The 15,210-nt window shown below is 71.1% G+C and carries 11 protein-coding genes; 6 read left to right on the plus strand and 5 right to left on the minus strand.

Annotated features, from left to right (window positions below; all coding sequences use genetic code 11):
* Positions 1-204: 204 nt before the first annotated feature.
* The 4 genes from pyk to E1B22_RS05540 all read left to right on the plus strand — a co-directional run bounded on the left by pyk (position 205) and on the right by E1B22_RS05540 (position 6,047).
* On the plus strand, positions 205-2,103 hold the full coding sequence (gene pyk, locus E1B22_RS05525) for a pyruvate kinase (protein WP_243123768.1): 1,899 nt from the start codon (positions 205-207) through the stop codon (positions 2,101-2,103).
* Between the two features lie 210 nt (positions 2,104-2,313).
* Positions 2,314-3,417, plus strand: a complete 1,104-nt coding sequence (locus tag E1B22_RS05530; protein WP_135224883.1) for an Mrp/NBP35 family ATP-binding protein — start codon at positions 2,314-2,316, stop codon at positions 3,415-3,417.
* 354 nt (positions 3,418-3,771) lie between these two features.
* Positions 3,772-4,662 carry an alpha/beta hydrolase gene (locus E1B22_RS05535; protein WP_243123769.1) on the plus strand — a complete coding sequence of 297 codons (891 nt, stop codon included), beginning with the start codon at positions 3,772-3,774 and terminating at the stop codon, positions 4,660-4,662.
* A 98-nt stretch (positions 4,663-4,760) separates the two neighbouring features.
* Positions 4,761-6,047, plus strand: a complete 1,287-nt coding sequence (locus E1B22_RS05540) for an IS256 family transposase (protein WP_135224104.1) — start codon at positions 4,761-4,763, stop codon at positions 6,045-6,047.
* A gap of 916 nt (positions 6,048-6,963) precedes the next feature.
* Here the strand turns inward: E1B22_RS05540 and E1B22_RS05545 are convergent.
* Positions 6,964-8,250 (minus strand): IS256 family transposase, encoded by a 1,287-nt coding sequence (locus tag E1B22_RS05545; RefSeq protein WP_135224104.1) that lies wholly within the window; start codon positions 8,248-8,250, stop codon positions 6,964-6,966.
* A 235-nt stretch (positions 8,251-8,485) separates the two neighbouring features.
* Between E1B22_RS05545 and E1B22_RS05550 the strand changes: the two genes are divergently transcribed.
* Complete coding sequence (locus E1B22_RS05550) at positions 8,486-9,742, plus strand: aspartate kinase (RefSeq protein WP_135224884.1); 1,257 nt, start codon at positions 8,486-8,488, stop codon at positions 9,740-9,742.
* A 128-nt stretch (positions 9,743-9,870) separates the two neighbouring features.
* Here the strand turns inward: E1B22_RS05550 and E1B22_RS05555 are convergent, their stop codons facing one another.
* From E1B22_RS05555 to E1B22_RS05570, 4 genes are all read right to left on the minus strand, one after another.
* Positions 9,871-10,569, minus strand: a complete 699-nt coding sequence (locus E1B22_RS05555) for a nucleotidyl transferase AbiEii/AbiGii toxin family protein (RefSeq protein WP_135224885.1) — start codon at positions 10,567-10,569, stop codon at positions 9,871-9,873.
* 25 nt (positions 10,570-10,594) lie between these two features.
* Entirely contained in the window at positions 10,595-10,909 is a 315-nt protein-coding gene (locus tag E1B22_RS05560; protein ID WP_135224886.1) for a hypothetical protein, read from the minus strand.
* A 198-nt stretch (positions 10,910-11,107) separates the two neighbouring features.
* Positions 11,108-11,650 carry an 8-oxo-dGTP diphosphatase gene (locus tag E1B22_RS05565; protein WP_135224887.1) on the minus strand — a complete coding sequence of 181 codons (543 nt, stop codon included), beginning with the start codon at positions 11,648-11,650 and terminating at the stop codon, positions 11,108-11,110.
* A 156-nt stretch (positions 11,651-11,806) separates the two neighbouring features.
* The gene (locus E1B22_RS05570; protein WP_135224888.1) at positions 11,807-12,901 is read right to left on the minus strand and encodes a VOC family protein; all 1,095 of its coding nucleotides are present in this window, start codon (positions 12,899-12,901) and stop codon (positions 11,807-11,809) included.
* 403 nt (positions 12,902-13,304) lie between these two features.
* On the opposite strand from E1B22_RS05570, the gene E1B22_RS05575 reads away from it, so the two are divergent.
* A complete protein-coding gene (locus tag E1B22_RS05575) occupies positions 13,305-15,068 on the plus strand; it encodes an FAD-dependent thymidylate synthase (RefSeq protein WP_135225974.1) in 1,764 nt (587 codons plus the stop codon).
* Positions 15,069-15,210: the final 142 nt, after the last annotated feature.

Below are 15,210 nucleotides of genomic sequence, written 5' to 3' on the forward strand. Positions count from 1 at the left end.
TGTCCCCGCGGCCGGACCCAAGCCGTCCCTCGGGGGACGCGAGACGTCCCTGCGGCCGGCATCCGGCGCGCCCCCGTGCCCGGGACCGAGACCCCCGCGGGGATGCCGGGCGTCTCCGAGGTCGCGACCGGTGCCCTCGCGCGGGACTTGGGAGGCCCCCGCGCCCGCACGGCCCGACCGCCCACCCACTGCTAGCGCGAGGTGATGGCCGTGGAGTTCCGCCGGACCAAGATCGTGTGCACCCTGGGTCCGTCCACCGACGACCCCGCGGTGCTCCGCCGCCTCCTGCAGGCCGGCATGGACGTCGCCCGCATCAACCTCTCCCACGGCACCGCGGCCGACCACCGACGGCGGGTCGAGACGCTGCGGGCGGTGGCGCGCGAGCTCGGCCGCGACGACGTGGGCATCCTCTTCGACACCCGCGGCCCCGAGGTACGGGTCGGCCCACTGCCCGGCGGGGCCTTGGAGCTGGCCACCGGCCAGCGGGTGGCCCTGGTCGCCGCCGGGCAGGGCGAGGCCAACGGCGGGGAGGGCGCGCCGGGCTCGACACCGGCCGCGAGGGCGGCCGGTTCGTCCGGAGGAACCGGCGCAGACCAGGGGGCCGCGGGGGCTGCCGCGCCGTCGGGTGCCGGTTCCCGCGAGGCGTTGCCCGAGGTGCCCGTGATCCCCCTTTCCTACAGCCGTGTGGCCACCAGCGTGGGGCCGGGCGACCGCATCCTGTTGGACGACGGCAACCTGGTGCTGACGGTCGAGGGGGGCGACGGCGTCTACGTGTACTGTCGCGTGGACGCCGGCGGCCGGCTGCTCCAGGGGAAGAAGGCGACCCTGCCGGCGGAGAGCCTGGACCTGCCCTACCTCAACGAGGCGGACCGGGACGACGTGCGCCTGGGCATCGAGCTGGGCATCGACTTCATCGCCGCCTCCTTCGTCCGGTCGGCGGCCGACGTCCACGCGCTGCGCCGGGTGATCGAGGAGGCGGGCGGCGACCAGTGGGTCATCGCCAAGATCGAGAACCGGCTGGGCGTCGAGCGCCTCGACGAGATCCTGGCCAGCGCCGACGGCCTCATGGTGGCCCGCGGGGATCTGGGGGTGGAGCTCCCGGTCGAGGAGATCCCCGTGCTGCAGAAGCAGATCATCCAGGCGGCCAACCGCGCCGGCAAGCCGGTGATCACGGCGACCCAGATGCTGGAGTCCATGGTCCACCACCCGCGTCCCACCCGGGCCGAGAGCACCGACGTTGCCAACGCGATCCTGGACGGCACCGACGCGGTGATGCTGTCGGCGGAGACGGCGGCGGGCCGGTATCCGGTGGAGGCCGTGGAGATCATGGCCCGCATCGCGCGGCGCACCGAGGCCGCCCTGGGCTACGCCCAGCGCCTGGCGCGCCTCGCCCAGGAGGAGCACCGCACCGTCACCGACGCCGTCAGCTACGCCTCCTGCACGGCCGCGGAGAACCTGGGCGCCGCCGCGATCCTCACCGCCACCCAGTCGGGCTACACCTCGCGCATGATCTCCCGCTACCGCCCGCGCCAGCCCATCGTGGCCCTCACCCCGAGCCCCCGGGTGGCGCGCAAGCTCAGCCTGGTCTGGGGAGTGCGGGCGCTGGTCATCGAACCCCAGGACGACGTGGACGGGCTGATCGAGCACGCGCTGCGGGGCGCGGTGAAGGGCGGGTTCGTCCGGCCCGGGGACCTGGTGGTGATCACCGCCGGCGTCCCTGTGGGCCAGCCCGGTACCACCAACATGCTGCAGGTCCACACCGTGGGCCAGGCGGTCTTGCGGGGCACCGGCGTCGGCCAGGGGAGCCACACCGGTCCCGTGCGCATCGTGCGCGACCCGGAGGCGGCCGGACCCTTCCACGGCGGGGAGGTCCTGGTCGCCGCCGCCACCGACCGCGACTTCATGCCGCTGATCGAGAAGGCCGGTGCCCTGATCACCGAGGAGGGCGGCCTGACCTCCCACGCGGCCATCGTCGGGTTGCACCGCGGCATCCCGACCATCGTCGGCGCGACGGGGGCTTTGGAGACCCTCCGGGACGGCGAGACGGTCACCGTCGACGCCCGGCGCGGCCTGGTGTACCGCGGCTGGGCGCGGGTCGGGTGAGGGCGAGCCGGCTCCACGGCCAAGCCCTCAGCGCGCTCCTCCGGACGAACCGGCTCTGCCGGGTGGCCACGGCGCGGACCCCGAGGCGGGGCGGCGCGGGCGACGCGGTGAGCCCGACCCCGAGGGCAGGCTGCGTTCGTCCGGATGCCCGGGGCATGGCCGCCGCCCCACGGCTGGTACAATGGAGGCGTGGAAAGGGGGGACGCCACCGTGTCCGAGGTGACGCGGGAGCAGGTCCTCAACGCGCTGGCGCAGGTCAAGGACCCCGAGCTCAACCGCAACCTGGTGGAGCTGAACATGGTCCGCGACCTCCAGATCGACGGCGGTCGCGTCGAGGTGGAGGTCGCGCTGACGGTGCGGGGCTGCCCGTTGCGGTACGAGATCAAGAAGGACGTGGAGTCGAAGCTGCTGGCCATCCCGGGGGTGACCGAGGCGGTGGTCCACCTGGGGGCCATGACCGACGAGGAGCGCCAGCAGCTGATCGAGAAGTTCCGGCAGCCGCGCCAGCCCAAGTCGCGCATCATGGCGGACGACTCCCCGACCGTGATCCTGGCCATCGCCAGCGGCAAGGGCGGCGTGGGCAAGTCCACGGTGACGGCCAACCTGGCCGCGGCCCTGCGGGTCCTGGGCTACAAGGTCGGCGTGCTGGATGCCGACATCTACGGCTTCAGCATCCCCGGCATGCTGGGCATCGAGGGGCGCAAGCCCGTGGCCTTCAACAAGGCCATCGTGCCGATCCCCGCCCACGGCATGCAGGTCATGTCCATGGGCTTCTTCGTCGACGCCGACACGCCCCTGATCTGGCGCGGGCCGATGCTGATGGGCGCCGTCGAACAGTTCCTGGCCGACGTGCTCTGGGATGACCTGGACTTCTTCCTCATCGACCTGCCGCCCGGCACGGGCGACGTGCCGCTGAGCATCATGCAGAAGCTGCCGCGGGCGCAGGTCGTGGTGGTGACCACGCCGCAGCCGGCGTCGGTGACGGTGGCCCAGCGCGCGGGCATCATGGCCCGCAAGGTGCAGCACGAGGTGCTGGGCGTGATCGAGAACATGTCGTATCTGGTGTGCTCGAGCTGCGGCGAGCGCCACGAGATCTTCGGCCGGGGCGGCGGCCAGCAGCTGGCGGAGAAGCTGGGCACGCGCCTGCTGGGCCAGCTGCCCATCCAGGAGGAGCTGCGCGAGGCGGCCGACGCGGGCAAGCCGGTGGCGATCCACGCGCCCGAGAGCCAGGTGGCCAAGGCCTTCCTGGAACTGGCGGGCCGCATCGCGGAGATCACCCTGCCGGCCGAGCGGCTGGTCGCGGCCTCGCGCTGAACCGGCCCGGCGGCGAGGGGGGCCGCGGCCTCGCAGGGGACGAGCTCGCGGAGAGCGGCTTCGATGCTGGACCGGCCACCGGAGAGGGGGCCGTGGCCTCACACAGAACCGGTCGCGGGAAGAACCGGCCGCGAGAAGAACCGGCCAGGCGTCGCCGAGAGGTTCTCGGCGGCCCCTGGCCGGTTGCCGTTCCCTGGCCCCGGGGCGGGGGCGAGCCCCCGATGCGGGAGAGCGTGCCGCCACCCTTTGGCCCGTTGCCGGTCCCTGGTCCCGGGGCGGGGGTCCCGAGGCGGGCTGCGAGGCGGAAGGTGGAAGCAACTTCCGGGGCGAACGGGTGCACCCACAGCGGCTTGCGTGGCCATCTCCTGGCAGGTGGGGCTGGGTCTGATCCACCCCGAGCGGGAGCCGGTGACGACGGACCCTTCCAGCCGCGGCCTGGCCTTTGAGGACGTGACCTTCACGAGCCGCGACGGCGTCCGCCTCGAGGGCTGGTTCCTCCCCGCGGCGGGCGGCGTGGCGCCCCGGACGGTGATCTTCGCCCACGGCTACGGGAAGAACCGGCTGCAGGACGACGTACCCGCCCTGGATGTAGCAGCGGCCCTGGTCCGGGCCGGGTTCAACGTGCGGATGTTCGACTTCCGCAACAGCGGGGAGTCGGGCGGCGACCGCACCACGGTAGGCCAAGACGAGGTGCAGGACCTGGCGGCGGCCGTGGAGTGGGTGCGCCGCACCCACGGGCCGGACCACGCCGTGGGCCTGCTGGGCTGGTCCATGGGGGCGGTGACGGCGATCCTCACCGCCGGCGGGGTCGAGCCGGTCCAGGCCGTGGTGGCCGACGCGCCCTTCGCCGACCTGCAGACCTACCTGGAGGAGAACCTGTCCCACTGGACGGGGCTGCCCGATTTCCCCTTCAATTGGCTGATCCGCACCCTGCTGCCGCCGCTGGTCGACGTCCACCCCGAACGCGTGCGGCCCGTGGAGGCGGTAACGCGGATGGCGCCCACACCCCTTTTGCTCATCCACGGCACCGCGGACACGGTGATCGGTCCCCACCACAGCCGCCACCTGCAGATCGTGGCCGAGCGGTCGGGGGTGCCGGTGGAACTGTGGGAGGTGGAGGGGGCGGGGCACGTCAAGGCCTACGCCACGGCGCCGGATGCTTATCGGCAACGGGTCGTCGCCTTCTTTGATGACCATCTCCGAACGTCCAACAGTGCCAACGTCATGTTTGTGGCTTGGAGGTGACGTCCTAAACTGTCTGTAAACGCGAAGCGGTCTGGGCTACCATCGGTGGCGTCGGAAAACTCGCCCCAGCTGGGGCACACCGAGGAGGACCCAGACCTATGTCCAGGATACCACCCAGCCAGCAGTTGGCGGAGCTGGCCCGGCAGCTGGCCGCGCAGGCCCGGGAGGGTACTGAGGTCGAGGACCTGACCCATGCCCTCGTCCGCCTGGGCGCCCGCAAGCTCATCCAGGAGCTGCTGGAGGCAGAGGTCACGGAGCTTTTGGGGCGCGGACGCTACGAGCGGCGCGAGCCTGGCCAGGAAGGCGCCCGCAACGGCTACAAGCCGCGGACGCTGCGTTGCGCCGAGGGGCGGCTCGAGATCGACGTCCCCCAGGTGCGGGGCATGGAGGGACTGTGCCAGCCCACGCTGTGGAGGGCCCTCAAGCGGCGGACGGACGTGCTGGAGCGCCTGGTGGTGGAGATGTACGCCCGGGGCCTCTCTACCCGGGACATCGAGGATGCGCTGGCGGAGCTGGCGGGCAGCGAAGCGCCGCTTTTGAGCCGGTCCACCGTGAGCCGGATCACCGAGGCGCTCCACGAGGAGTTCGAGGCCTTTGCCCAGCGGGACCTGTCAGGCCTCGACGTGGTGTACCTGTTCGCCGACGCCATCTACGAGTCGCTGCGCCGGCAGGCGGGCTGCCGTGAGGGCATCCTGGTCACCTGGGCCATCTTGAGCGACGGCAGCAAGGTGCTGGTGCACCTGAGCCTGGGCAACAAGGAGCGCTACGAGGACTGGCTGGAGCACTTCCGGGATCTGGTGCGCCGGGGGCTGAAGACGCCGCTGACGGTGACGACGGACGGGGCGCCGGGGCTGATCCAGGCGGTGGAAGCCATGTGGCCGGAGGCGGAGCGCATCCGCTGCTGGGTGCACAAGATGCGGAACGTGCTGGACAAGGTGCCGGAGGAGGCGCGGCCCGTGCTCAAGCCCTACCTGGAGGCGATCCGGGACGCACCGGATATCGAGCAGGGCCGGCGGCTGGTGGCCGAGGTGGTGGAGCGGTTCGGGCGGGAGTATCCCTCGGCCATGCGGAGCCTGCAGGAGGACCTGGAAGCGAGCCTGGCGCACCTGCGGCTACCCGCCGCCCACCGCAAGCATGTCCGGACCACCAACCTGGTGGAGCGCAGCTTCGAGGAGGAGCGGCGGCGCGCCAAGGTGATCCCGCGGTTTCGGAGCGAGCGGGAGTGCCTGAAGCTAGTCTTCGCCGTGCTGTGGCGGGCGAGTGAGCGCTGGCGGCGGGTGCAGTTCAGCGAGCACGAACGAAAGCAGCTGGAGCGCTACATCGAGGAGCGGCAACGGCAAAGAGCGGCGCAGAAAGAGGTTTCACCCGCTGCCACCGTGGCATGACCCAGACCGCTTTTACAGACAGTTCGGGACTTGACCTGGCTTGGACCGAGCGCACCACGAGCTTCCCCGGATCGGGGGATATTCGGGGACTCAACACCATCTGGCCATAGGAAGGAGGCAGAAACCATGCGGAAAAGCGGAGCAATCGCATGGATGTTTCCCATCATTCCGCTCGTGCTGGCAGGAACGGTGGTATGGGTTGGCCTTCAGGGTTACCGCCAAAGCATCGACAACAACGAGGGTCGGATCCTAATGTCCATCGACCCCGAGGTAAAATCCTTGGATGAAGCTATCTGGGCAGCTGAGTTGATCGTCGTCGGGCGAGCCGTGAAGGTAGGTGAGACACTGCTTGAGGCAACGGAAGACGGCTGGGAGCGCCCTGTCTCGTCACCGTCTGGTACTGATATACCTTACACCCCGTACACCGATTTCCGTATCGAAGTGGCGGACGTCGTCTATGCCACGCCTGACTGGAACCCTAACGAGGAAATCCTCCTTCGGGTCCTTGGGGGATCCTCTACAAGGATGGAGCCAGACATGGATCACCGTGAAGACCTCATTCGGGAAAGCGGAAAACTCCACGTTTTCTTCCTACGTCGGTCGCTCTCTCCTTACGATCCCGCCACCTGGCGACCGGTCGACAGCATTCATATCTTTCCCTTCCGGGATGGTAATATCCACCCAAACCTGCGAAGTCTGCGGTGGGACGTGGCGACGATCAAATCTCCGATGACCGTTGAGGAATTGAAGGAGCGCGTCGTGTCGTCGGGAATCGCATCCTCCCGCCGGCGGCCCCTCCCCGTGGGCCGCTCCCCACACCCTTTGACAGCCTGCCCGCCGGACGGAACAATACCCGACAAGGAGTCTGCCAGGCAGCGCGGGTCAAGTCCCGAACTGTCTGTAAAAGCGGTCTGGGTCATGCCACGGTGGCAGCGGGTGAAACCTCTTTCTGCGCCGCTCTTTGCCGTTGCCGCTCCTCGATGTAGCGCTCCAGCTGCTTTCGTTCGTGCTCGCTGAACTGCACCCGCCGCCAGCGCTCACTCGCCCGCCACAGCACGGCGAAGACTAGCTTCAGGCACTCCCGCTCGCTCCGAAACCGCGGGATCACCTTGGCGCGCCGCCGCTCCTCCTCGAAGCTGCGCTCCACCAGGTTGGTGGTCCGGACATGCTTGCGGTGGGCGGCGGGTAGCCGCAGGTGCGCCAGGCTCGCTTCCAGGTCCTCCTGCAGGCTCCGCATGGCCGAGGGATACTCCCGCCCGAACCGCTCCACCACCTCGGCCACCAGCCGCCGGCCCTGCTCGATATCCGGTGCGTCCCGGATCGCCTCCAGGTAGGGCTTGAGCACGGGCCGCGCCTCCTCCGGCACCTTGTCCAGCACGTTCCGCATCTTGTGCACCCAGCAGCGGATGCGCTCCGCCTCCGGCCACATGGCTTCCACCGCCTGGATCAGCCCCGGCGCCCCGTCCGTCGTCACCGTCAGCGGCGTCTTCAGCCCCCGGCGCACCAGATCCCGGAAGTGCTCCAGCCAGTCCTCGTAGCGCTCCTTGTTGCCCAGGCTCAGGTGCACCAGCACCTTGCTGCCGTCGCTCAAGATGGCCCAGGTGACCAGGATGCCCTCACGGCAGCCCGCCTGCCGGCGCAGCGACTCGTAGATGGCGTCGGCGAACAGGTACACCACGTCGAGGCCTGACAGGTCCCGCTGGGCAAAGGCCTCGAACTCCTCGTGGAGCGCCTCGGTGATCCGGCTCACGGTGGACCGGCTCAAAAGCGGCGCTTCGCTGCCCGCCAGCTCCGCCAGCGCATCCTCGATGTCCCGGGTAGAGAGGCCCCGGGCGTACATCTCCACCACCAGGCGCTCCAGCACGTCCGTCCGCCGCTTGAGGGCCCTCCACAGCGTGGGCTGGCACAGTCCCTCCATGCCCCGCACCTGGGGGACGTCGATCTCGAGCCGCCCCTCGGCGCAACGCAGCGTCCGCGGCTTGTAGCCGTTGCGGGCGCCTTCCTGGCCAGGCTCGCGCCGCTCGTAGCGTCCGCGCCCCAAAAGCTCCGTGACCTCTGCCTCCAGCAGCTCCTGGATGAGCTTGCGGGCGCCCAGGCGGACGAGGGCATGGGTCAGGTCCTCGACCTCAGTACCCTCCCGGGCCTGCGCGGCCAGCTGCCGGGCCAGCTCCGCCAACTGCTGGCTGGGTGGTATCCTGGACATAGGTCTGGGTCCTCCTCGGTGTGCCCCAGCTGGGGCGAGTTTTCCGACGCCACCGATGGTAGCCCAGACCGCTTCGCGTTTACAGACAGTTTAGGACGTCACCGGCAGCGCGCTTCGTCCTGCAAGCGGAAGGGCCGGTAGGGCGGGGCCTGGCGGCCCGGTCCCTGAGGTCCCCCCGGTCCCTCCGAGGCGGGGCGGGTGGCGCGCTGCCCGGCGCGAGACGGAGGAATGAGCCTTGGCGCTGTGGGTGTGGAAGTTCGGCGGCAGCTCCGTCGCAGGGCCCGACCGGATCCGCCACGTGGCCCGGCGGGTGGCGGAGGCCCGCAAGGAAGGGCACGACCTGGTGGTCGTCGTCTCGGCCATGGGGGACACCACCGACGACCTCATCGATCTGGCCCGGCAGCTCCACCCCGAACCTCCCGCGCGGGAACTGGACGCCCTGATGGCCACCGGCGAGCAGACCAGCGCCGCGCTGCTGGCCATGGCCCTGGATGCCCTGGGCGTGCCGGCCCGCTCCTTCACCGGGTGGCAGGCGGGCATCCAGACCGAGGGGCCCCACGGCAGCGCCCGGGTGCGGGCCATCGCGCCCGAGCGGCTGCGCGAGGCGCTCGGGGCCGGGTTCGTCCCGGTGGTGGCGGGGTTCCAGGGGCTCAGCGCCGAGGGATACGTCACCACCCTGGGCCGCGGCGGCTCCGACACCACGGCCGTCGCCCTGGCCGCGGCCCTCGGGGCGGACCGCTGCGAGATCTTCAGCGACGTGGAGGGCGTCTTCACCGCCGACCCCAGGGTGGTGCCCGACGCCCAGCTCCTCCCCGTGATCTCCTACGACGAGATGATGGAGCTGGCGCGGCTGGGTGCCCAGGTGCTCCACCACCGGGCGGTGACCTGCGCCCAGCACCACGGCATCGTGATCCACGCTCGGTCAACCTTCTCCGACCACCCGGGGACGCGGGTCGTGCCGGCGGGTGCCATCGAGCCCGATCGCCCGGTCAGCGGCGTCGCCTCCGACCGCCACGTGGCGCGGCTGGCGCTGGTCTCGGTGCCCAACGTGCCGGGCATCGCCCACCGGGTGTTCAGCGCCCTGGCCGAGGCCGGGATCAACGTGGACATGATCAGCCAGTCGGTCGCCCGGAACGGTCACCAGGACATCGCCTTCACCATCGCCGACGGGCACCTGGCCGTGGCCCGGCGCATCCTGGAGCCGGTGGTGCGGGAGCTGCCGGCGGAGCGCCTGGTGGTGGACGACGGCATCGCCAAGGTCAGCGCCGTCGGCGCCGGCATGGCGACCCAGCCTGGCGTGGCGGCCACCATGTTCGGCGCCCTGGCGGCGGCGGGCATCAACATCGAGATGATCAGCACCTCGGAGATCAGCATCTCCTGCCTGGTGGCCCGGGAGCGGGTGGATGACGCGGTGCGGGCGGTGCACGCCGCCTTCGGGCTCGGGGCGGGCGAGGCCGCTGCGGACGAACCGGCTCCCCGGGCATCTCAATAGCAAGGAGCGAGCACGCACCGAGGGCCCAGATCGCCACCTCGGCCAGGGTCAGGTTGAAGGGCGTCGGGCCCTCGCGACCCAGGGCGCCACGCACGTAGACCATCCCTACAGGGTCTGATGGACCGTCCTCAGTGATCCTGGGCAGCGAGGTCATCGGCGAAGCCAAGGAGGTGGGGGGTCGTCCGCCGGACCTCCTCTCGCAGGAGGGCCATGATCGAAGCGAAGTCCTCCCGACGGCGGAGGAGGGAGACCGCCACGTCTTTGTCGGGAAGGTCGGCGTCGTAGACGAGCTGGGAAAGGAACGAGCGAACCGAAAAGACAGGTTCCCCATCGAGGACGAAGACCCGCCGGGCATCGTGCACGATCTGCTCCAACGACACGGCTCCGCTGTGTAAGATGTATGCCAGGTCGACATAGTCCCGCGCCGTCGCCCGGCGACCGATGGCATAGGCCTTCTGCAGCGCGATGTCCTGCACGGCTGCGATGGCGATGCCTTCCGCATGGTGGAGCCGGCGGACCCTGGGGAAGGGATACGCGAGGAAGGTCGTCTTCACGCCGCGGAGCTCAAACCACACCTGGTCGGCTTCCCGCAGGATCAGCCGCATTTCGGAGGCGTCGAACACCCGCGAGCACGCCTTCTGAAGGACTGCAGCCCGGATCGTGCGTTGGGGACGCCGCGTGAAGAAGTCCAGGTCCACCGAGCGACGATGGCCGAGGTGAAGCGCCAGGGCGGTTCCGCCGGTGAGGTAGAACCCCTCACAGAGCCCCGCCTCGCGGAGGCGGAGCAGCACGGTGCGCATGTCGTCGCTTAGGAGCTCCCAGTGCATCGATGGGCCAGCCACCTTGTGCCTGTCAGCTCGGTGGTTCGGGGCTCCGCGTCGGCGCCCACCTTTCCCGCGGCTCAGGAGGGCGCAGGGGCTTGCCCCAGAAGACGATGCTCCAGAGGTTCAGCACCGACGGGGGCAGGCTGCGGACGGTCTGGAGGTCGCGGGCCACGACGTCCCGCACCGCATCCCACCCGTAGGTGCGGAAGAGCCACTGGATGTCCTCCCACTCGCCGTACGCCAGCACGGTGAGGATGACCAGTTGCCGGTCCCGCTCGGCGTCGATGGTGCGGACGTCGTAATTGTGGAAGAGCCGTGCCACCCGCGGGGGCAGTTCGGTCACCGTCCGACCCCCCAACTCGCCTCCCGGCCCCAGCGTAAACCGTCTGATCCGCGGCCCGCAAATCGGGGATCGGTGAGCGGCAGGAGGTGGAACGGTCGCAAGCGGCGCGGCCAGGGATGACGGGCACGACGCCGCGCGGGAACGGGGCCGGGGCGGCAGACGACCTCCATCCCTTTCGCGCCAGTGTTGCACGCCGGCTCAACCCGCCTGCGGTCCCGGACGACCGGCGGTCGGGGAGATCGGAACCGGCGCCGACAGCAGCGGCGCGATGCGATATCCCTCCAGCCGCTCGTCGCGGTAGGCGGCGATGAAGACGAAGGGCGGCTCCGGTTCCAGCATGCGCGGCAAGAAGAGGGGGATGTTGCCGACCACCCGGGGGTCGCGGAGCACCTGCTCCACCGGCCACCACGCGAGCCGGCCCTCCTCGGATGCCAGCAGCTCCCCGCTGGCGGCATGGGCTAAGAAGGTGTAGATCATCTGCGGCCGCCACCGGCCGTCCAACTCGTGGAAGCACAGGATCGCCCGCAGGACCGGGTCCTGGAGGACCAGCCCCGTCTCTTCCGCGAACTCGCGGACGACCCCCTGGATGGGGTCCTCGCCGGCTTCGAGCTTCCCGCCCGGCGCGTTCCAGCGCCCCGCGTTGGGCGGCTTGCGCCGTTCCAGCAGCAGGACCTGGCCCTCCCGGACCAGGAAGCCCAGGGTGAAGACCTCGAAGACGTGGCGCGGGGTCGGTGTCGTCATGGTAGAAGTGTTCGGCCGGGCGTGGTCGAATCCTGTTGCCGCGACGGCACGATCCGGGGCGGCCGGCGTCCATTGCCCGGGAAATCGCGCGACTCGGGACGAACGGCGCCGGACCCGCCCGGGGGCGCGGCGCGCCCGCGCCTGCAGGGGGCGCCGTCAGACGGTGAGGAAGACCGGGTTTCCGTCGGGGTCGTGCATAACCCACCCGCGGGGCGAGGGATCGGCGCTGACGCCCGCGGCCCGGGCCCGATCCAAGACGGCCTGGAGGTCCGCGTCCCCAGGCAACTGGATGGCGAACCCTGCGAGACCGGCAGCCCCGCGGGGCGGGGGTGGCACGTCTTCGCCAGCCCAGACGTTGAAGCCGAGGTGGTGGTGGTGGTATCCGCCCGCCGCCACGAACAGGGCACCGGGGAAGTCCCGCTGGGTGACCTCGAAGCCGAGCACGCCGCAGTAGAAGGCCTCGGCCGTCTCAAGCCGGGAGACCTGCAGGTGGATGTGCCCGACCACGGGCCCCACCGCCTCCGCCGCCGGGGCCTCTCCGCCGGCTGCCAAGTCAGCGGTCCCGCCCACCGGGGCTCTGCCCCCGCTCCCGGGGGCGGGACCCCCGGCCGCCGGGTCGCCGGAGGATCGGGTTCCCCCTGGGGGCGGCTGCGTCGCGACGGAGTTGGGGGCCGCCCTGCCGGCGGCGACCAGGCCGTCCAGGTCCAGGGGGGCGGTGTACATGGCCACCCCGCCGTTGCGCCGCGGCCACCGCTCCCGGGGTCGGTCGGCGTAGAGCTCGAGGCCATTGCCCTCTGGGTCGGCCAGGTAGATTGCCTCGCTCACGCCGTGATCGGCGAAACCCTGGAAGGGCCATCGCGCCTCTCGCAGGCGCAGGAAGGCGCGGGCCAGGTCCGCCCGTCGGGGGTAGCGCAGCGCCACGTGGTACAGACCCGTGGTGCGCGGCGGGCGCGGTGGCGCATCGGACGCCTCTTCGAGGCAGAGCAGGGGAGGGTCGCCAGGGGCGGCGGCCAGCCAGACCGCTGCGCCGGCATCGCCGGCAGCGCGGGTAGGTCCGGCGGCTGCTGCGGATGGGGCGCCCGCCGTGCCTGGGGACGAACCACCTGTCCCTACCGGTGCACGCGACGGGAAAAGACCCAGGAGTCCGCTGTAGAACTCCAGCATGCGGTCCAGCTGGCGGACCCGCAGGTACACGGGCCCGAGGCGGATCCCCGCCGGGAGGGCGGCTCGGGATTTGGGCGCGGGGTTCATCGTGGCCCACCTCCTGGCCCCATTGTCGTGCAGCCTCTGCCCTTTGGCCACAACGCCGCCTGGTTTCGACTCCGCGGCTGTGGCGACCCAGGATGACCCCAGCCCCGTAGCTTCTTTGGCTACCCGCCACGGGGGCCTTGAAGACGTGTGAACCCCTCGCGACCGGGCGCGAGGGATGGGGGGGCCGGGGAGACCGGTCGGCGAGGCCCCGCGCAAAGGCGAGCAGGTTCTGTCGAACGGAAGTCGAACGAATGTCGAATGGCTCCCTGCAGTGCATCGAATGCCCGACGAAGGGCCGCCGGCCCCACCGGTCCTGGTGCCTCCGGACACCAGGGATGGTCGAGGGGATGACGGCAACAGCGGCCAAGCCGTCGGGCGTGCGGAGGCGGTGCTCGCCTTGTCCATGTCCACGGCTTCCTCGCGCTACACCCCCCGCCAGCGGGCGCTCCTGGCCCGCTACGTCAGCAACCTCGATGGCAACGTGTATGCGATCTACAACCTGCCCGAAGAGGTCGTGGCGGTGATCTTCGCCTACGTCAGCCGCAGCCCGCGCAGCTTCCGGGAGAACCTCCTGCGTCTGATGGAGGATCCCGAGCTGGACCTGCTGGCGGGTCTGCCAGCCCAGCCCCAGCCGGTGTCGGCCGCCAGCGCGGAGCAGGTGGCCGCGGCGGCGGACGATGAGGACCGAGGTTCTGCGCTGGCTCCGTCGGCTGCGGCGGCTGACGTCGCGGGGTCCGTGGCCATCGCGGCGGAAAAGGCGCGCAAGTTCCACGAGAAGTGGGTGGTCGGCTACGGCCACGCGTCGGTGGCCGAACTGGCCAAGGCGGCGGTGGGCATCGAGGGGATCTCGCGCCTGGCCAGCGCGCGGCTCGAGACGGCCAACCCATGGCTGTCGTTCATCGAATACAGCCAGCGCTACCAGATGCCGCCGCGCGGCGCCTACGTCGTGCCGCCGGAGCTGGAGGCGGCCGGCGACCCGGCGCTCTTGGAGGACTTCCACCGCGTCCAGGACGTCACCTACGACGCCTACCAGCAGATCTTGCACGGGCTGGTGGAGCACCTGGACCGGGTCGAACCGGCCCGGGCCGGCGAGACGCCCCGGGCACGGCGCACCCGCCTGGAGAGGCTGGCCTTCGAGGACGCGCGGTACGCGTTGACCCTGGCCGTCCAGACGAACCTGGGCATGGTGGGCAACGGGCGCGCCTTGCGCGATGCCATCGTCCGGTTGCTGTCGGATCCGTACGCGGAGACGACCCGCCTGGCCGAGGCGATCCGGAGCGAGGTCACCAAGGTGTTGCCCACCCTGGTTCGGTATGCCGAACCCAATCCCCGCATCCGTGCCGCGGAGGAGGGCGTGGCTCGGGGAGTCGCCGCGGCCCTGGGTCGCTACCGCGAGGTGCGGGCGGTGGCCAGCGACCCGGTGGTGCTGCTGGACTGGACGGGGCGGGACGCCCGCGCCTCCCGCGACGCCACGTCCGGCGGGGATGCGACGGGGCCGCGCGCAGCGACCGGCGACGTCCCTGGTACCACCACCCCCGACGAACAAGCCGCCCTGGACGTGGTCCTGAGCGCTTGGCTCACGGAGTTCGGCTCCGGCGGATGGCCGGAGACGGACGACGTCCTGGCGCGCATGACCCCGGCGGAGAAGATCGCCCTGTTCGCGCGCGCCGTCGAGGCCTTGGGGCCCCACGACCCGCCGCCGGACGCGCTGAAGTTCGTCCGCTACCGGGTGGAGCTCACCGTGTCCGAGGCCAACTGGCATCAGCTCCTGCGCCACTCGCGGCGGATGCACTTCGCGCCCCAGGCGCCGGGCATCGAGCACGGCGTCACCGTGCCGCCGCGGGTGCAGGAGGCGGGGCTCGCGCCGGTGCTGATGCGAGCGGTGGACGCCGCGGAGCGGCTGTTCCTCCGGCTGGTGCGCGCGGGCCTGCCCCTGGCGGCCCACTACGTGGTGACCAATGCCCACCGGCGCCGGGTGCAGGCCGAGTTCGACCTGTGGCAGCTGTACCACCTGATCACCCTGCGCGGAAAGCCGGAGGCCCAGTGGGACATCCGCCAGACGGTCCACCAGCTGGCGCGCCGCGTGATGATGGTCCACCCGAATCTGGTGCGGTGCGCGCCCCGCTTGATGGCGGTCCTGGATGGCGGCGGCGAGGGGCAGCCCTAGGCGAGGGTGCTGCGTGGAGCGGGGCCCGTGCGGGTCCTTGGGAGCGTCACCGGCGGCTCCCGCCGGACCGGAAGTGCGTAATAGGACAGGCCTCGCGGGGCGATCGCCCGGCCGTCGCCGGATGCGGCCGGTCCGAAGGCGG

This window comes from Thermaerobacter sp. FW80 (assembly GCF_004634385.1).
Lineage (GTDB): Bacteria > Bacillota > Sulfobacillia > Thermaerobacterales > Thermaerobacteraceae > Thermaerobacter > Thermaerobacter composti.